The organism is Pseudomonas khavaziana (assembly GCF_036704165.1).
Lineage (GTDB): Bacteria > Pseudomonadota > Gammaproteobacteria > Pseudomonadales > Pseudomonadaceae > Aquipseudomonas > Aquipseudomonas khavaziana.
Window position 1 is genome coordinate 3,799,770 of sequence record NZ_CP129946.1, and the last position, 17,460, is coordinate 3,817,229.

Here is a 17,460-nt window from a genome sequence, read left to right on the forward strand (position 1 = left end):
CACGAGGACACGCCGATGGCCACGCCATTACTGCTCCAGGCTGAACACGTCGCCAAGGCTTACGCCGGGGTGCCCGCCCTGCGTGACGGGCGCCTTTCTCTGCGGGCCGGCAGCGTCCACGCCCTGTGCGGCGGCAATGGTGCCGGCAAGTCGACCTTCCTGAGCATTCTGATGGGCATCACCCAGCGTGACGCCGGCAGCATCCTGCTCAACGGTGCGCCGGTACAGTTCAACCGCCCGAGTGAAGCCCTGGCGGCGGGGATCGCGATGATCACCCAGGAGCTGGAGCCCATCCCCTACATGACCGTCGCCGAAAATATCTGGCTGGGCCGCGAACCACGCCGCGCAGGCTGCATCGTCGACAGCAAGACCCTCAATCGGCGTACACGTGAACTGCTGGAAAGCCTGGAATTCGAGGTCGACGCCACCAGCCCCATGCACCGCTTGAGCGTGGCGCAGATCCAACTGGTGGAAATCGCCAAGGCGTTCAGCCATGACTGCCAGGTGATGATCATGGATGAGCCCACCTCGGCCATCGGCGAGCGCGAGGCCGAAACGTTGTTCAAGGCCATTCGCCGCCTCACCGCCCGCGGCGCCGGCATCGTGTATGTGTCCCATCGCCTGAGCGAACTGGCGCAGATCGCCGATGACTACAGCATCTTTCGCGATGGCGCCTTTGTGGAAAGCGGGCACATGGCCGATATCGACCGCGACCACCTGGTGCGCGGTATCGTCGGCCAGGAGCTGACGCGCATCGACCACAAGGTCGGCCGCGAATGCGCCGCCGACACCTGCCTGCAAGTCGACAGCCTGAGCCGCAACGGCGAGTTCCACGACATCAGCCTGCAACTGCGCCAAGGCGAAATCCTCGGCATCTATGGGCTGATGGGCTCCGGGCGCAGCGAATTCCTCAATTGCATCTACGGCCTGACCGTGGCGGATTCCGGCAGCGTCACCCTGCAAGGCAAGCCCATGCCGATCGGCATGCCCAAGGCCACCATCGACGCCGGCATGTCCCTGGTCACCGAAGACCGCAAGGACAGCGGCCTGGTACTGACCGGCAGCATCCTCTCGAACATTGCGCTGTCGGCCTACAAGCGCTTGTCGAGCTGGTCGCTGATCAACGCACGCAAGGAAACCCAACTGGCCGAGGACATGGTCAAGCGCCTGCAGATCAAGACCAGCTCCCTGGATTTGCCGGTGGCGTCCATGAGCGGCGGCAACCAGCAGAAAGTGGTGCTCGCCAAATGCCTGTCCACCGAGCCGGTGTGCCTGCTCTGCGACGAACCGACCCGGGGCATCGACGAAGGCGCCAAGCAGGAGATCTACCGCCTGCTCGACCAGTTCGTACGGGCTGGCGGCGCGGCCATCGTGGTGTCGTCGGAAGCCCCGGAACTGCTGCACCTGAGCGATCGCATCGCCGTATTCAAGGGTGGCCGGCTGGTGACCATCAGCACCGACACCGCCCTTTCCCAGGAAGCCTTGTTGAGTCTTGCCTCATGAATGCCAAAACCATCGCCGCACCTATTACTACCGCCCCACGCAGCCGCCTGCGCCTGTCCCTCGACCGCTTCGGCCTGCCGCTGGTGTTTATCCTGCTCTGCGTGGTGATGGCGTTTTCCAGCGAATACTTCATGACCTGGCGCAACTGGATGGACATCCTGCGCCAGACCTCCATCAACGGCATCCTTGCCGTGGGCATGACCTATGTGATCCTGACCAAGGGTATCGACCTCTCTGTGGGTTCGATCCTGGCGTTTGCCGGGCTGTGCAGCGCCATGGTCGCCACCCAGGGTTACGGGCTGTTGGCAGCGGTCAGCGCCGGGATGTTTGCCGGGGCGATGCTCGGCGTGGTCAATGGCTTCATGGTCGCCAACCTGTCGATCCCGCCTTTCGTGGCGACCCTGGGCATGCTCAGCATCGCCCGGGGCATGACCTTTATCCTCAACGACGGCAGCCCCATCACCGATCTGCCCGACGCCTACCTGGCCCTGGGTATCGGCAAGATCGGCCCGATAGGCGTGCCGATCATCATCTTCGCCGTGGTCGCGCTGATCTTCTGGATGGTCCTGCGCTACACCACCTATGGCCGTTACGTATACGCGGTGGGCGGCAATGAAAAAAGCGCGCGCACCTCCGGCATCGGCGTGCGCAAGGTGATGTTCTCGGTGTACGTGGTGTCGGGCCTGCTCGCCGGATTAGCCGGCGTGGTGCTGTCGGCACGTACCACCTCTGCCCTGCCCCAGGCCGGGGTTTCCTACGAGCTGGACGCAATTGCCGCGGTGGTGATCGGTGGTACCAGCCTGTCGGGTGGCACCGGCAGCATCGTCGGCACCTTGTTCGGTGCGTTGTTGATCGGCGTGATCAACAACGGCCTGAACCTGCTCGGTGTGTCCTCCTATTACCAACAGGTCGCCAAGGGCCTGATCATCGTGTTCGCAGTACTGATCGACGTGTGGCGCAAGAAAAAACGCTAGAGAACGACCCACAACAATAACCGGAGTTCTACTCATGAAACTTGGTACCACTTTGGCCGCTGCGGCGACCCTCACCTTGCTTGCCAGCAGCATCGCCCTGGCTGCCGATGGCAAGACCTACAAGATCGGCGCGGCCGTCTACGGCCTCAAGGGCCAGTTCATGCAGAACTGGGTGCGTGAGCTCAAGGAACATCCGGCGGTCAAGGATGGCACCGTGCAGTTGACCGTGTTCGACGGCAACTACGACGCCCTGACCCAGAACAACCAGATCGAAAACATGGTGACCCAACGCTACGACGCGATCCTGTTCGTGCCGATCGATACCAAGGCCGGTGTCGGCACCGTCAAGGCCGCCATGGGCAACGACGTGGTGGTCATCGCCTCCAATACGAAAGTAGCCGATGCCAACGTGCCGTATGTCGGTAACGACGACGTGGAAGGTGGCCGCCTGCAGGCCCAGGCCATGGTCGACAAGCTCAACGGCAAGGGCAACGTGGTGATCATCCAGGGCCCGATTGGCCAGTCAGCACAGATCGACCGGGAAAAAGGCGAGCTGGAAGTGCTGGGCAAGCACCCGGATATCAAGATCATCGAAAAGAAAACCGCCAACTGGGACCGCGCCCAGGCGCTGACCCTCACCGAAGACTGGCTCAACGCTCACCCCAAGGGCATCAACGGTGTGATCGCACAGAACGATGACATGGCCCTCGGCGCCGTGCAGGCCCTGAAGTCCCACGGCCTTACCTCCAAGGACGTGCCCGTGACTTCCATTGACGGCATGCCGGATGCTATCCAGGCGGCGAAAAAAGATGAAGTCACCACTTTCCTCCAGGACGCCCAGGCCCAGTCCCAAGGCGCGCTGGACGTAGCCCTGCGTGCCCTGGCCGGCAAGGACTACAAGCCGCAGTCGGTGATCTGGGAGCGTTATGCCAAGGACGTGAAATGGGCCGACGGCACGGCGAAGAATTACATCCTGCCATGGGTGCCGGTGACCAATGCCAATGCGGATGCGCTGTACAAGCAAGTCAGCGGAGCCAAGTAGTTATTGACTTGAAATACAGCCAAATGTGGGAGGGGGGCTTGCTCCCGATAGCGGTGTGTCAGCCGACCGATTTATCACTGTTAAATCGCTATCGGGAGCAAGCCCCCTCCCACACTTGACCTCCACCCTACTCAAAATGGAGTCTGTTCATGTCTGGATTCTGGAACCAAGCCTTCGACCTCAGCGGTCGTTGCGCGGTGATCACCGGCGGTGCCGCCGGCATCGGCCTGGCCTGTGCCACCCTGCTGGTGGAACGCGGTGCCCGCGTGGCATTGCTGGACCGTGACCCGGCGGTGGTTGAAGTCGCCGCCAGCCTGGGTAGCGGGCACCTGGGCATCGCTGTGGACCTCGGCCAGACCGGCCAGATACAACCCGCCATCGACCGCGTATTCGCACACTTTCAACGCCTGGATTCCCTGATCAACAGCGCCGGCGTGGTGCTGCTGGACAAGGCCATCGAGGTCAGTGAAAGCGCCTGGGACACCACCCTGGACATCAATCTCAAGGCCAGTTTCTTCGTGACCCAGGCGTGCGCCAAGCACATGCTGGCCCAGGGCAGCGGGCGCATCGTCAACCTCGCGTCCCAGGCTGCCGTCATTGGCCTGGATCGTCACGTCGCCTATTGCGCCAGCAAGGCGGCCATCGTCGGCATGACCAAGGTCCTGGCCATGGAATGGGCGCCGCAGATCAACGTCAACGCCATCTCCCCGACCATCGTCGAAACCGCCCTGGGCAAACAAGCCTGGGCCGGTGAAGTGGGCGAGCGGGCCAAATTGCAGATCCCGGCGGGGCGCTTTGCATTGCCTGAAGAAATCGCCGGGCTGGCAATGTACCTGCTCAGCGATGCCGCGCAGATGATCACCGGCGCCAATATGGTGATCGATGGCGGCTACAGCATTCAGTAATTCCATCTTTATGTCGTGAGGTCCTGTCATGTCCACCGTCACCGAACGCACACCGCAACAACTCGCCCCGAGCATCCCGAAAACCATGCAGGCCGTGGTCTGCCATGGCCCGGAAGACTATCGCCTGGAAACCGTCGATGTGCCCACGCCCGGCCCCGATGAGATCCTCACCAAGGTCGAGCTGTGCGGCATCTGCATGGGCGATATCAAGACCTATCGCGGCGCGCCGTCGTTCTGGGGCGATGCCGAGCAACCGCGTTATGTGAAGCCGCCGATGATTCCCGGGCATGAGTTCGTGTGCCGGGTGGTCGCCCTTGGCCCAGGCGCCGAAAAGCGTGGCGTGGCGGTCGGCGACCGGGTGATTTCCGAACAGATCGTGCCGTGCTGGGGTTGCCGCTTCTGCAACCACGGCCAGTATTGGATGTGCCAGAAGCATGACCTGTATGGCTTCCAGAATAATGTGCAGGGCGCCATGGCCCAATACATGATCTTCACCAAAGAAGGCATCATCCACAAAGTGCCTGAATCCATCGCGCCCGACGAAGCGATCCTGATCGAGCCGCTGGCCTGCTCGCTGCACGCGGCGGAGCGCGCCAATGTCGACCATGACGACATCGTAGTGGTCGCCGGCGCCGGCACTTTGGGCCTGGGCATCATCGGCGCGGTGCGATTGCGCAACCCGAAAAAACTCATCGTGCTGGACATGAAACCCGAACGCGCCGCCCTCGCCCTGCGCATGGGCGCAGACGAAGTCTGGAACCCGGCTGAGGTGGATGTGCTGGCGAAAATCCGCGCGATCACCGACGGTTACGGCTGCGATATCTATATCGAAGCCACAGGGCACCACAAGGCGGTCAACCAGGGCCTGGCGATGCTGCGCAAGCTGGGGCGCTTCGTCGAATTCAGCGTGTTCAACGACGAAGCCACGGTGGACTGGTCGATCATCGGCGACCGCAAGGAATTGGACATCCTCGGCTCGCACCTGGGGCCCTATATGTACCCGCGGGCCATCGACTTTATCGGCAACCGCAAGATCGACATGCGCGATGTGGTGACCCACAAGTTTGCCCTGGCGGATTTCAAGGAGGCATTTGCGGTGATGGAGCGTGGCGACAAGTCGCTCAAAGTTGTACTCGAGCCTTAAGAACACCAAACATCCAAATGTGGGAGGGGGCTTGCTCCCGATAGCGGTGTGTCAGTCAACTGATTTATCTCTGTTGCACCGCCATCGGGAGCAAGCCCCCTCCCACATTGAACCAACAGAACAACAACAGGAACCGGCGTTATGAATCGAGTCATCAACGATCCCGACCAAGTGGTCGAGGACATGCTGCGCGGCATCCTGGTCGCGCACCCCGAACTGCGCCAGTACGAGACCAACCCACGGGTCATCGTCAAGGCCAGGCCTTCCGGCCAGGGCCTGGTCGGCATCGTCACCGGTGGCGGCTCCGGGCATGAGCCGGCGTTCCTCGGCTATGTCGGCCCGGGGCTGGTGGATGCCGTGGCCGTCGGCGAGATTTTCTCCTCGCCCACCGCCAAGAGCTTTTTCGACGCCTTCCGCGCCGCCGACCATGGCGCGGGCGTAGCCTGCCTGTATGGCAACTACGCCGGCGACAATATGAACGTCAAGCTGGCGATTAAAATGGCCGCCAGCAAAGACATGCGCATCCGCACCGTGGTGGCCAACGACGACGTGGCCTCGGCGCCCAAGGCCGATATTGCCAAGCGTCGCGGGGTCGCCGGGGAAATCTTCATGTGGAAGATCGGCGGTGCCGCCGCCGCCCAGCATTACGACCTGGACGGGGTGATTCGCGTCGCGCAGAAAACCGTCGACCAGTGCCGCTCCATTGGCATCGGCCTCACGCCCTGCACCATCGCCGCCGTGGGCAAGCCGAACTTCCAGATCCCTGACGGCCAGATGGAACTGGGCATCGGCCATCATGGCGAGCCGGGCATCGAAGTCATTCCGATTGAACCGGCGGCGGCCATGGCCGAGCGCATGCTCGCCCCGATCCTCGCCGACCGCGATTTCAGCCAGGACGACAGTGTGGTGGTGCTGGTCTCGGGCCTGGGCGCCACGCCGGTGATGGAGCTGTACATTTTCTACGCCGAGGTGGAAAAACAGCTCAAGGCCAAGGGCTTGAAGATCCACCGTTGCTACGTCGGCAACTACTTCACCTCCCTGGAAATGATGGGCGTGACCCTGACCCTGCTCGGCCTCGACGCCGAGCTGAAAACCCTGATCGACCAACCCTGCCGTTCCATCGGCATGACCCAGGCGGAGTGAACCATGAGCCAGCACTTTTCCACCCGTGACGGCAGCACCATCGTTGCCGACCTGGTCAGCGTCATCGTGGCCAATCGCGAATACCTCAGCGAAGTCGACGGCGCCATTGGCGACGGCGACCACGGCATCAACATGGCCAAGGGCTTCGCCCACTGCGGTCGCACCATCGAAGGCCGCCAACTGAGCCTGGCCCAGGCCCTGGATGAACTGACCCTGAGCCTCATGGAAGGCATCGGCGGCTCCATGGGCCCGCTGTATGGCAGCCTGTTTATCGGCATGGCCGACGAAGTGCGCAACTGTGAAGACATCGATGCCGCCACCTTCGCCCACCTGTTGCGCGGCGGCTTGACCTCACTGCAGGACATCACCGAGGCGGGCGTGGGTGACAAGTGCCTGATGGACACGCTGATTCCTGCGGTAGAGGCGTTTGAACAGGCGCATGCATCCGGGGCGTCTTTCAACGATGCGCTGGAGGCGATGAAGACAGCCGCCTCTCAGGGGCGCGATTCGACCAGGGACCTGGTGGCCAAGATCGGCCGCGCCAGTCGCTTGGGCGAGCGTTCCCTCGGGGCGCTGGACGCCGGGGCAGTGTCGTGCTGCCTGATCCTTACGCGCCTGGCCGACTCGGTGCAGCCGCGACTGACTGCTTGACCTGCTGGATATACCGCGCCACCGCCGGCGCTTTTTCAAAGCGCCGGTAAATCAACGACAACCACGACGAGGCCTCATTACCCTGGATAGTGCGATACACCACGCCCGGCAGGCTCACATGCCCGACCATCGATGCCGGCACTACCGCAACCCCTTGCCCTAACGACACCAGTGCCACCACCGCCACCAACCCGCCCGGCTGCGCGCCCAGACGCGGTGCATAGCCGCCCTGGGCGGCTACATGCAAGGTGCCGCTGATTTGTTCCGGCAGGATAAACGTCTCGTTTTCCAGGCACTCGCAGGTGATCGCCTTAAGCCCCAGCAGCCAGGAATCATGGGCCAGCGCCAGCACAAAGCCTTCGCTGTCCAGGCGCACCGCCTCCACGCCGTCCGGCAGGGTCATCGGCGAACGGATATAACCGATATCGCAGCGCCCATCGGCCACCGCCCCCGGTAGCGCAGCCATGGCCCATTCGCGCAGGTTTACGTTCACATCGGCAAATGCCTGGCTGAACCCCCGCACCTGGCGCTGCAACAGTCCGCAGTAGAGCGCCGAGGCCACGTACCCCAACTCAATATGCCCGATCTCGCCCCGCCCGGCACGCTGGGCATTGCGCTGGGCGAACTCGAACTGTCGCACGGTGGCTTCAGCTTCGCTCAGCAGCGCGGCACCCGCCTCGGTGAGGCTGACTTCGCGCTGCTGGCGGATAAACAAACGCGTGCCCAGGCTGGTTTCCATGTCTTGGATTTGCCGGCTCAAGGTCGGTGGCGCAATGCCCAACTGCTCGGCGGCGCGGGTGAAGTTGCGCTGCCGGGCCACGGCCAGGAAGTAACGAAAATGGCGGATTTCCATGGCAGCATTAGCTCAAAGGTAATGAAGTACTTCCTGGCGCCTAACAAAAATGTGATTAGCCAGGGATAAGCTCGCAGTACCTGAACACTAGAGAGCCCTTGCGATGCAAGTCAACCGAGATTTCCGTATTGCTTGCCAGGTAATTTGCCTATGAGCCGGATCAGTCCACGCCTGACGCTGGTGACCGCCTCCGCCGTCTGCTCGTTGATCGTGCTGGATACCAACATCGTTGCCGTCACGCTGCCGAGCATCGCCCGCGACCTGGGCGCCAACTTTGCCGATATCGAGTGGGTAGTCAGCGCTTATATGCTGGCGTTCGCCGCCTTGTTGTTGCCGGCCGGGAGTATCGCCGACCGCTTTGGCCGCAAGAAAACCCTAATCTGGGGCCTGGGTATTTTCATCTTCGCCTCCCTGGGCTGCGGCGCGGCATCCACCGCGCTGTGGCTGGACATCGCCCGAGCCGTGAAAGGAGTGGGTGCGGCGCTGTTGCTGACCTCGGCACTGGCGTCTATCGGGCATACGTTCCACGATGAAATAGAACGCGCCAAGGCCTGGGCGTTCTGGGGCGCGTGCATGGGCGTGGCGATGACTGCCGCGCCGACCCTGGGTGGCTTGATCACCGAGTACCTGGGCTGGCGCTGGATTTTCTACCTCAACCTGCCGGTAGGCCTGGGGCTGATGGCGCTGGTGCTGCGGGCGATTCCCGAGTCCCGCGATACCCGATCGGCGCGCCTGGATCCCTGGGGCAGCCTGGCGTTCAGTGGCAGCTTGCTGTGCCTGATCTGGGGGCTGATCGAGGCCAATCGCATCGGTTGGGATAGCCCGCTGACCTACGCCCGCTTGCTCGGCGGTGGGCTGCTGATGGGTGTGTTTGTGCTGGTCGAGCACCTACAGCAGCGACCCATGGTGGACTTGCAGCTGTTTCGGCACCCACGCTTTATCGGCGCCTTACTGGGCATGTTTGCCTACGCCGGTTGCGCCCAGGTGATGATGACACTGCTGCCGTTCTACCTGCAGAACGGCCTGGGTTTCTCCGCGATTGCCTCGGGCCTGGGCATGTTGCCGTTTGCCTTGACCATGCTGCTCTGCCCACGCATCGGTGCACGCCTGGCGGGCCGCTTCACACCGGCGACCATGATGGCGAGCGGCTTGACCCTGGTGGGCTGCGGCAATTTGTTGAGTGCGTGGGCCGTGCAGGCTGGCGAGTATCTGCCCTTTGCCCTGGCAATCGCCGTCACCGGTGCAGGCGCGGGGTTACTCAATGGCGACACGCAGAAAAACATCATGGCCTGCGTGCCGCGAGATCGCGCAGGCATGGCCTCGGGCATGAGCACCACCATGCGTTTCAGCGCAATCATGTTGGCCATCGGCGTGTATGGCGCGTTGCTGGGCAGCCACAGCGAACAGTTGCTGAGCGCGAGTATCGACCCGCAGTGGCAGGCGCAGGTGGCGGGCATTGCTTCGCGGGTGGTAGCCGGTGATATGCCTGCGGCGCTGGACCTGGTGCCCGAAGCAGCGCGAGTAACAGTGCAACCGCTGGCGCGGCAGGCGTTTGTGGGTGGGTTCAGCGGGGTGTTGTGGGTGGCGGGTTTATTGGGGTTGCTGGGCGCGCTGGTGGTGGGGAACCTGATGAGCAAGCCGGTACCCACACACAGCTAAATGTGGGAAAGGCTTGCCCCCGATGAGCATCGGTATCTACACAACTTTGTAGCAGCTAAATGTAACCACGATGCGCAGCGAGCCGCTCTTGATCTGGCTTTTGATCTTGATCTTAGGCGCCCCGTTAAACCACGCTGGCCGGAATTCGACAGGGATTTGGGGGGTAAACCGGCAGGGATGCCGGTTTAGCCGCCCCGCGCCATGGATGGCGCGTGGCGGCGGCCCCCCAAATCCCTGTCGGATTACGGGCACACCGAGCCTAAGCGAGGTGCCGAGTGGTGGGGCATGAGCGTTTTGGTTACTTTTGCGCTTTTCAAAAGTGACCCGCTGTAAAAGCGGAACCAATAGTGGCCGTTGCCCAAATAACGGATATGTACCCGGTCTGATCCAACATCCTGGTCGGCTGTCAGGCCGCCATCGGGGGCAAGCCCCCTCCCACAGGGGACCGCCTACAACCTGAGGATGGTTACCAGAACCGCTGCTGGGTCAGCCGGCTCCACCAGGTCAGCAATACCCGGTCTACCGAACCGCTGGCCGCCAGGCCCACGCGCTCTTGCAGGCTTTTACGCTCGGCATAGTGCAGGTGGAACACTTCGGCAGTCTTGGCCTTGGTGGCCAGGTATTCATCGCTGGTTTGCAGCTCGTCGACCAACTGTTTGTCGAGGGCGGCCACACCCAGCCACACTTCACCGGTCGCTACATCGTCAATCGCCAATTGCGGGCGGTACCGCGAGACGAAGTTCTTGAACAACTGGTGGGTGATATCCAGGTCTTCCTGGAACTTCTCCCGGCCCTTCTCGGTATTTTCGCCAAACACCGTGAGGGTGCGTTTGTATTCGCCGGCAGTCAGCACTTCGAAGTCGATATCGTGCTTTTTCAGCAAGCGATTGACGTTGGGCAACTGCGCGACCACGCCGATGGAGCCGAGGATAGCGAACGGTGCGCTGATGATCTTCTCGCCGATGCACGCCATCATGTAGCCGCCGCTGGCCGCCACCTTGTCGATGCACACGGTCAATGGCACACCGGCCTGGCGGATGCGCGCCAGTTGCGACGAAGCCAGGCCATAGCTGTGCACCATGCCGCCGCCGCTTTCCAGGCGCAGTACCACTTCATCCTTGGGTGTGGCCAGGCTCAGCAGCGCGGTGATTTCATGGCGCAGGCTCTCGGTGGCCGAGGCCTTGATGTCGCCGTCGAAATCCAGCACGAACACTCGCGGCTTGGGCTCGGGTTTCTTCTTGGTCTTTTTCTTTTCAGTCTTGCTCTCGGATTTGCGCAAGGCCTTGAGTTGGTCCTTGTCGAGAAGGCTCGACTCCAGGCGCTCGCGCAGGCCCTTGTAGAAATCATTCAGCTTGCTGACCTGCAATTGGCCGGCGGATTTACGACGACCTTTGCTGCGCAGGGCTGCGAAGCTGATCAGTACCACCAGAATAGCGACCACCAGGGTGACGGTCTTCGCCAGAAAGCTCGCGTATTCGGCCAAAAAATCCATATGTCTCCTTAAGAATGCACTGCGCCAGGCGCGGATGGCCCCAGCATACCGACGCCATCGCGCCGGAGCCAGTGATCAAACCGCCAGCAGGCGGGCTCCAACGAGCTTTTAAAACAAGCGTATGTTTTTTCATTGACAGCTCGCAGGCATCCTCATAACCTCGCCAGACTTTCAACGTACCGGGAAAACGGACGTGGGCAGCATCTATCTGATTCGACATGGCCAGGCCTCCTTCGGTGCAGACGACTATGACGTACTGTCGCCCCTCGGTGTGGAACAGGCGCAAGTGCTCGGACGCCATCTGGCAGACCTGGGCCTGACGTTTGATCGCTGTATAGCCGGCGACCTGCGTCGCCAGCAACACACCGCCAGCGCCACGTTCGATCAATACAGCGCCCTTGGACTGCCGGTCCCGACGCTGGAGACCGACAGCGCTTTCAACGAATTCGACGGCGAAGCGATCATCCGCGGCCTGTTGCCCGACCTGCTCGGCAGCGAGCCCGATGCCGTACACATCCTGCGTAACGGCCCGCAGAACCGCAGCGAGTTCCAGCGTATCTTCGCGCTGATCGTCGAGCGCTGGCTGGCCGGCACTTATGACCCACCGGGGCTGGAAAGCTGGCTGGGGTTTGTCGAACGCGTCCAGGGCGGCTTGCAGCGTATCCTCGAAGCCGCCGACAACGCCGACAAAATCGCCGTATTCACCTCCGGCGGCACCATCACCGCCCTGCTCCACCTGATTACCCGAATGCCCGCCGCCCAGGCGTTCGAAATGAACTGGCAAATTGTTAACACCTCGCTCAACCAGCTGAAATTCCGCGGTCGCGAGGTGGCACTGGCTTCCTTCAACAACCATGCCCACTTGCAACTGTTGAAGGCGCCGCAGCTCATCACTTTCCGATGAACTGCGGCCAACCGTGACCCCAAGGTCACTGGACTCACCATAAAAGGATCGAAACCATGACTGACGTAGCCAAAGCTGTAGAAGCAATGAAAGCCAAATTCAACCCAAGCGCTGCCGAAGGCTTGGACCTGGTATTCGGTTTCCGCATCGACGACACCAAGAACTTTTCGCTGGTGGTCAAGGACAAGACCTGCGAACTGAAAGAAGGCGAAAACCCTGACGCCCAAGTGACCCTGGTCATGGACAGCGACACCCTGGAAGGCATCGTCGACGGTTCCACCGACGGCATGCAGGCATTCATGGGCGGCAAGCTGCGCACCGAAGGCGACATGATGCTGGCGATGAAGCTGAGCGAGCTGTTCCCTTCCTGATCCAAGAGCAATCCTGGATCCCTGTGGGAGGGGGCTTGCTCCCGATCGCGGTTTGTCAGTCGCCTCTCAGTTGACTGCCCCACCGCAATCGGGAGCAAGCCCCCTCCCACATTGGGTCTGCCGTGGTATTCAGATTCTGGGTTGCAGCAACAACGCCACCAGTGCACTCCACCCTGTCTGGTGTGATGCCCCCAACCCCCGCCCCGTCTCCCCATGAAAATACTCATGGAACAGCACCAGGTCACGGCTGGCCGGGTCCGCCTCCAGTTGCGCATACCCCGCCATTGACGGTCGCAGGCCATTTTCATCGCGCAGAAACAAGCGCGTCAGACGCTCGCTGAGGCTGTCGGCCACTTCTTCCAGGGACGACAGATAACCGCTGCCCGTCGGGTACTCCACGGAAAAATTATCTGCGTAGTACCGATGAAACTCCCGCAACGATTCAATCAGCATGTAGTTGACCGGCATCCACAGCGGCCCGCGCCAATTGGAGTTGCCGCCGTACAAGCGTGAATCGGATTCGCCGGGCTGGTAGCTGGCGCACAGGGTGTCACCATTCATCTTCAGCGCCAGGGGCTGTTCTGCGAAGGCCTTGGACAAGGAGCGCACACCAAAGGCCGACAAGAACTCATTGTCATCCAGCATACGCCGCAGCAGATCCTTAGTGCGTTCGCCGCGCAGCAACGCCAGCAACAGGCGATTGCCCTGCCCCGGTTCGTTCCAGCGTGAGACCAGTTTGGCCAGGTCCGGTCGGTGATGCATAAACCCCAGCAGGCGCTCGCGCAACCCTTCCAGCCCCTCATGCTCGCGCTGCTCGAGCACCAGCACCGCGAACAACGGCATCAGGCCGACAATCGAACGCAAACGCACCGGTTCATTCTGGCCGTCGGGGCGGTGCAGTACGTCGTAGAAGAACAGATCCTGCTCATCCCATAGGCCTTCGGCGCTGTCGTCAACGCGGTTGATGGCGCCGGCGATATACAGAAAATGCTCGAAAAACTTAACCGCAATGTCCACATACACGGCATTACGCTTGGCCAATTCCAGCCCGATGCGCATCAGGTCCAATGCATAGGCCGCGACCCAGGCGGTGCCGTCGGCTTGATCCAACTGGTAACCCGCTGGCAGCGCGGCGGAGCGGTCGAACAAGGCGATATTGTCCAGGCCCAGGAACCCCCCCTGGAACAGATTGCGGCCCTCGGCATCCTTGCGGTTGACCCACCAGGAAAAATTCAGCAGCAGCTTGTGGAAGATCCGCTCGAGGAAGTCCATGTCGCCGACGCCAGTCAGCGCCTTATCCTGCTGATACACGCGCCAGCTGGCCCAGGCGTGCACGGGTGGGTTGGCGTCGTCGAAGCGCCACTCATAGGCGGGCAGTTGGCCGTTGGGGTGCATGAAGCGGTCCTTCACCAGCAATAACAGCTGCTGCTTGGCGTAGCCCGGGTCGATCAGCGCGATGGCCACCGCCTGGAAGCCCTGGTCCCAGGAGGCGTACCACGGGTATTCCCAGGTGTCGGGCATGGACAGGATGTCGAAGTTGGACAGGTGCCGCCAATGGGTATTGCGCCTATGCAAACGCTCGGGCGGCGGCGCAGGCTGGGCCGGGTCGCCGTCGAGCCACTGGTTGACGTCGAAATAGTACAGTTGCTTGGACCACAGCAAGCCGGCCAGGGCCTGGCGCTGCACATTGCGCGCATCCTCATCGGCGATGCCTTGTTGCAAGGCTGCGTAGAAGTCATCGGCCTCCTGTCGGCGCTGTTCGAACAACTTGCGTGCGTTGACCTCGGGGGCGCCCACAGGGGCAAAGCGCAGATAGAGGCTTTGGCTTTCCAGGCCCGCCAGCTCAAGGCTGAATCGCGCCGCCACCTTGGTGCCCGCGTCACCGCGAATGGCCCCTTGATCACCCTCCACCACGTAATCGTTGATGCCATCCTTGAACGGCCCGGGCGTCGGCTGCCCGCCCAGTTTGGCGAAGTTGCTCTCGTTTTCGCAGAACAGCCATTGCACGCCGTCCTGGCCCCAGGCGCTGAGATGACGATCGTCCAGTTCATGATGACGGGCCAGCACGCGGTCGCCCTCAAGGCTCAAGCTGGGCTTGGGCGCATCGAAGGTCCAGCTCCAGTCATTGCGCGCCCACAGCTGGGGCAGCACCTGCAGGCGGGTTGGTTGGGCCGAGCGGTTGTGCACGGTAACGCGCATGAAAATATCGTCGGGCTGGTGCTTGGCGTATTCGATACTGACGTCACAGTAGTGGTTATCTTCAAACACACCGGTGTCGAGGATTTCATACTCGGCATCGCCCAATCCACGGCGGGCGTTTTCGGCGATCAAATCGGCATAGGGAAAAGCGGCATGGGGGTATTTGTACAGCATGCGCATATAAGCATGGCTCGGTACGCCATCGACGAAAAAGTACAGTTCCTTGACGTCTTCACCGTGGTTGCCCTCGGCGTTGTTGAGGCCGAACAGGCGCTCCTTGAGAATCGCGTCGCGCTCATTCCATAGCGCCAGTCCCAGGCACCAGCGTTGGGCTTTATCGCTGAAACCGGCCAATCCGTCCTCGCCCCAGCGATAGACGCGACTGCGTGCCTGTTCATGGGGAAAGTAGGCCCAGGCGTCTCCATCGGCGCTGTAGTCTTCGCGCACCGTGCCCCATTGGCGTTCGCTCAGGTACGGGCCCCACTCGCGCCAACGCTCGGCGTCTTGCGTGAGCAGGCGCTGGCCTTCAATCGTGTCCAGCAGGCGGGTTACGGGTACGGCCGTCATTGAGTCCTCCATCACCTACACAGTGAGGGGCAGTGTAAAACCCAATGACGCCCGGTTGCACATGAAGACTTGAGAAGTGGGTGTAGTTGAAGACCGGACGAGTTGGTTCTCTCATGTTCAGGTCATCATTCATTTGCAGAATGAAGTCCAGAGGAATCTTCGTTTGCAAGCCGGGCTGCGGCTCAACAAAATCAGGTAAAGGCCACTTTCATCGCCATAGCCATCAGGAATTTTTCTATGCACGCCACTGCACATGTCAGCCCCGATGAGATCCGCAAGGGTTTTTCCAAGGCCATGTCCGACATGTACCGCGATGAAGTTCCGCTGTACGGCGCGCTGCTGGAACTGGTGGCCGAGACCAATGCCGGCGTGCTCGACCGCGAACCGCGCCTGGCGCAGCAGCTGCAACGCACCGGGGAAATCCAGCGCCTGGACAGGGAGCGCCACGGCGCCATCCGCCTGGGCACCGCTGCGGAACTGGCGACCATCAGCCGCTTGTTCGCGGTCATGGGCATGCAACCGGTGGGCTACTACGACCTCACCCCCGCCGGGGTGCCGGTACATTCCACCGCCTTTCGCGCCGTGCATGAACACGCACTGCAAACCAGCCCGTTTCGCGTGTTTACCTCATTGCTGCGCCTGGAACTGATCGAAAACCCAACGTTGCGCACGTTCGCCGAAAACGCCCTGGCCAAGCGCTCAATCTTCACCCCCGGCGCCTTGGCATTGATCGAACAAGCCGAAACACAAGGTGGCCTGAATGCCAGTGACGCCGAAGCTTTTATCAGCCAGGCCCTGGAAACGTTCCGCTGGCACCACACCGCCACGGTGACGCGCGCGCAGTACCAGCAACTCAGCGACCAACACCGCCTGATTGCCGACGTGGTGGCGTTCAAGGGTCCGCATATCAACCACCTCACCCCGCGCACCCTGGACATTGACCAGGTGCAAGCTGCCATGCCCGGCAAAGGCATCACGCCCAAGGCGGTGATCGAAGGCCCACCGCGGCGCCAATGCCCGATCCTGCTGCGCCAGACCAGCTTCAAGGCCCTCGACGAACCCATTGCCTTCACCGATGCCCACGGCAGCCACAGCGCACGTTTCGGCGAAATCGAACAACGCGGTGTCGCATTGACGCCCAAGGGCCGTGCGCTTTACGACCAACTGCTGAACGCTGCCCGCGATGAACTTGGCGCATTTCCCACTGAGTCCAATGCCCAACGCTATGTGCAATTGCTGGAACAGCACTTCCAGGCGTTCCCCGATGATCATGGGCAGATGCGGGAACAGGGCCTGGCGTACTATCGCTACTTCGTCACCGACAAAGGCCTGGCAGCCCGCGGCCAGGCCGTCCAGCCGCTTGAGTTGCAAGCGCTGGTCAACGCCGGTCACGTGGCGGTGGAGCCATTGGTGTACGAGGATTTCCTGCCGGTGAGTGCGGCGGGGATCTTCCAGTCAAACCTGGGGGATGCGGCGCAAAGTCATTACGCGGCCAACGCCAACCAGGCGCAATTCGAACAGGCGCTGGGGCGCAAGACGATTGATGAGCTGCAGCTTTACGGCCAGACGCAGCAGCGTTCCATTGATGAATGTTTGGGCACACTGCTGGCATGAAATAGGGTGTCCTCCCCGGCTCAGCAGCACAATCCTTGCGCCACAACAGTCCCCAGAGCCGGGTGGACGGGGCGCATCATAAAGACTGAGTCCTACAATGTCCCGCAGGTAAATCTGAACAAATATTGCCGCGTTGCTGTTAACCCAAGCGCCCTGCAATCTCGTCTTTGATCAGCAGCCGTTTCTTCTTCAGATTTTCCACATCCTCATCGCTGGCACTGGCTTTTTCTGCCTTGAGCACCTCCCCGTCCGCAACGTCATATTGCGTGAGCAACGCGTCCAGCCGCCTGTCACTCGCCCTGCGTTCGTGAACGGCTTCCTTGCTAAAACCCAAGTCCTGATACAGGTCGTGTTTCACTGGCATGGCGTACCTCCACAAGTTATTCAATGGCCTACGCCCTTGAAACTAGCCCATTCCAACCGGTCTTGTCATGTGCCA

At 61.6% G+C, this 17,460-nt stretch carries 15 protein-coding genes; 11 read left to right on the plus strand and 4 right to left on the minus strand.

Going from position 1 to position 17,460, the window contains the following annotated elements; translation table 11 throughout:
• The first annotated feature begins 15 nt into the window (after positions 1-15).
• The 7 genes from QYQ93_RS16755 (at position 16) to dhaL (ending at position 7,362) form a co-directional block, all read left to right on the plus strand.
• Positions 16-1,503, plus strand: coding sequence for a sugar ABC transporter ATP-binding protein (locus tag QYQ93_RS16755; RefSeq protein ID WP_338475086.1), 1,488 nt, complete (start codon positions 16-18; stop codon positions 1,501-1,503).
• A complete protein-coding gene (locus tag QYQ93_RS16760) occupies positions 1,500-2,477 on the plus strand; it encodes an ABC transporter permease (protein ID WP_043051434.1) in 978 nt (325 codons plus the stop codon). The genes QYQ93_RS16755 and QYQ93_RS16760 overlap by 4 nt, the downstream gene beginning before the upstream one ends.
• Before the next feature lie 34 nt (positions 2,478-2,511).
• The gene (locus tag QYQ93_RS16765) at positions 2,512-3,519 is read left to right on the plus strand and encodes a substrate-binding domain-containing protein (protein WP_338475087.1); all 1,008 of its coding nucleotides are present in this window, start codon (positions 2,512-2,514) and stop codon (positions 3,517-3,519) included.
• A gap of 149 nt (positions 3,520-3,668) precedes the next feature.
• Positions 3,669-4,424, plus strand: a complete 756-nt coding sequence (locus QYQ93_RS16770) for an SDR family oxidoreductase (protein WP_338475088.1) — start codon at positions 3,669-3,671, stop codon at positions 4,422-4,424.
• A gap of 28 nt (positions 4,425-4,452) precedes the next feature.
• Complete coding sequence (locus tag QYQ93_RS16775; protein ID WP_043051437.1) at positions 4,453-5,568, plus strand: MDR/zinc-dependent alcohol dehydrogenase-like family protein; 1,116 nt, start codon at positions 4,453-4,455, stop codon at positions 5,566-5,568.
• Between the two features lie 141 nt (positions 5,569-5,709).
• Complete coding sequence (locus tag QYQ93_RS16780; RefSeq protein WP_338475089.1) at positions 5,710-6,711, plus strand: dihydroxyacetone kinase subunit DhaK; 1,002 nt, start codon at positions 5,710-5,712, stop codon at positions 6,709-6,711.
• A gap of 3 nt (positions 6,712-6,714) precedes the next feature.
• On the plus strand, positions 6,715-7,362 hold the full coding sequence (gene dhaL / locus QYQ93_RS16785) for a dihydroxyacetone kinase subunit DhaL (protein WP_338475090.1): 648 nt from the start codon (positions 6,715-6,717) through the stop codon (positions 7,360-7,362).
• Here the strand turns inward: dhaL and QYQ93_RS16790 are convergent.
• On the minus strand, positions 7,319-8,215 hold the full coding sequence (locus QYQ93_RS16790) for a LysR family transcriptional regulator (RefSeq protein ID WP_338475091.1): 897 nt from the start codon (positions 8,213-8,215) through the stop codon (positions 7,319-7,321). The genes dhaL and QYQ93_RS16790 overlap by 44 nt on opposite strands.
• 150 nt (positions 8,216-8,365) lie before the next feature.
• Between QYQ93_RS16790 and QYQ93_RS16795 the strand changes: the two genes are divergently transcribed.
• Positions 8,366-9,874 (plus strand): MFS transporter, encoded by a 1,509-nt coding sequence (locus QYQ93_RS16795; RefSeq protein ID WP_338475092.1) that lies wholly within the window; start codon positions 8,366-8,368, stop codon positions 9,872-9,874.
• Positions 9,875-10,340: 466 nt separating this feature from the next.
• Here QYQ93_RS16795 and sohB read toward each other — a convergent pair whose 3' ends face one another.
• Positions 10,341-11,366, minus strand: coding sequence for a protease SohB (gene sohB, locus QYQ93_RS16800; protein WP_124378241.1), 1,026 nt, complete (start codon positions 11,364-11,366; stop codon positions 10,341-10,343).
• A gap of 193 nt (positions 11,367-11,559) precedes the next feature.
• On the opposite strand from sohB, the gene QYQ93_RS16805 reads away from it, so the two are divergent.
• Complete coding sequence (locus tag QYQ93_RS16805; protein ID WP_124412482.1) at positions 11,560-12,270, plus strand: histidine phosphatase family protein; 711 nt, start codon at positions 11,560-11,562, stop codon at positions 12,268-12,270.
• A 56-nt stretch (positions 12,271-12,326) separates the two neighbouring features.
• Positions 12,327-12,641, plus strand: a complete 315-nt coding sequence (locus QYQ93_RS16810; RefSeq protein WP_043051259.1) for an SCP2 sterol-binding domain-containing protein — start codon at positions 12,327-12,329, stop codon at positions 12,639-12,641.
• Positions 12,642-12,770: 129 nt separating this feature from the next.
• Here QYQ93_RS16810 and QYQ93_RS16815 read toward each other — a convergent pair whose 3' ends face one another.
• Positions 12,771-15,407, minus strand: coding sequence for an MGH1-like glycoside hydrolase domain-containing protein (locus tag QYQ93_RS16815; protein ID WP_338475093.1), 2,637 nt, complete (start codon positions 15,405-15,407; stop codon positions 12,771-12,773).
• A 237-nt stretch (positions 15,408-15,644) separates the two neighbouring features.
• Between QYQ93_RS16815 and QYQ93_RS16820 the strand changes: the two genes are divergently transcribed.
• A complete protein-coding gene (locus QYQ93_RS16820) occupies positions 15,645-17,021 on the plus strand; it encodes a 2-oxoadipate dioxygenase/decarboxylase HglS (RefSeq protein WP_338475094.1) in 1,377 nt (458 codons plus the stop codon).
• A 139-nt stretch (positions 17,022-17,160) separates the two neighbouring features.
• Here the strand turns inward: QYQ93_RS16820 and QYQ93_RS16825 are convergent, their stop codons facing one another.
• Complete coding sequence (locus QYQ93_RS16825) at positions 17,161-17,385, minus strand: YdcH family protein (protein WP_043051262.1); 225 nt, start codon at positions 17,383-17,385, stop codon at positions 17,161-17,163.
• Between the last annotated feature and the right edge of the window lie 75 nt (positions 17,386-17,460).

Bases quoted from the DNA above. Each gene is read 5' to 3' on its own strand.
- QYQ93_RS16780 (WP_338475089.1), top strand. From the start codon at position 5,710: ATGAATCGAGTCATCAACGATCCCGACCAAGTGGTCGAGGACATGCTG.
- QYQ93_RS16755 (WP_338475086.1), top strand. From the start codon at position 16: ATGGCCACGCCATTACTGCTCCAGGCTGAACACGTCGCCAAGGCTTAC.
- QYQ93_RS16825 (WP_043051262.1), bottom strand. From the start codon at position 17,385: ATGCCAGTGAAACACGACCTGTATCAGGACTTGGGTTTTAGCAAGGAA.
- QYQ93_RS16820 (WP_338475094.1), top strand. From the start codon at position 15,645: ATGCACGCCACTGCACATGTCAGCCCCGATGAGATCCGCAAGGGTTTT.
- QYQ93_RS16815 (WP_338475093.1), bottom strand. From the start codon at position 15,407: ATGACGGCCGTACCCGTAACCCGCCTGCTGGACACGATTGAAGGCCAG.
- QYQ93_RS16765 (WP_338475087.1), top strand. From the start codon at position 2,512: ATGAAACTTGGTACCACTTTGGCCGCTGCGGCGACCCTCACCTTGCTT.
- QYQ93_RS16770 (WP_338475088.1), top strand. From the start codon at position 3,669: ATGTCTGGATTCTGGAACCAAGCCTTCGACCTCAGCGGTCGTTGCGCG.
- QYQ93_RS16775 (WP_043051437.1), top strand. From the start codon at position 4,453: ATGTCCACCGTCACCGAACGCACACCGCAACAACTCGCCCCGAGCATC.
- sohB (WP_124378241.1), bottom strand. From the start codon at position 11,366: ATGGATTTTTTGGCCGAATACGCGAGCTTTCTGGCGAAGACCGTCACC.
- QYQ93_RS16790 (WP_338475091.1), bottom strand. From the start codon at position 8,215: ATGGAAATCCGCCATTTTCGTTACTTCCTGGCCGTGGCCCGGCAGCGC.
- dhaL (WP_338475090.1), top strand. From the start codon at position 6,715: ATGAGCCAGCACTTTTCCACCCGTGACGGCAGCACCATCGTTGCCGAC.
- QYQ93_RS16795 (WP_338475092.1), top strand. From the start codon at position 8,366: ATGAGCCGGATCAGTCCACGCCTGACGCTGGTGACCGCCTCCGCCGTC.
- QYQ93_RS16760 (WP_043051434.1), top strand. From the start codon at position 1,500: ATGAATGCCAAAACCATCGCCGCACCTATTACTACCGCCCCACGCAGC.
- QYQ93_RS16810 (WP_043051259.1), top strand. From the start codon at position 12,327: ATGACTGACGTAGCCAAAGCTGTAGAAGCAATGAAAGCCAAATTCAAC.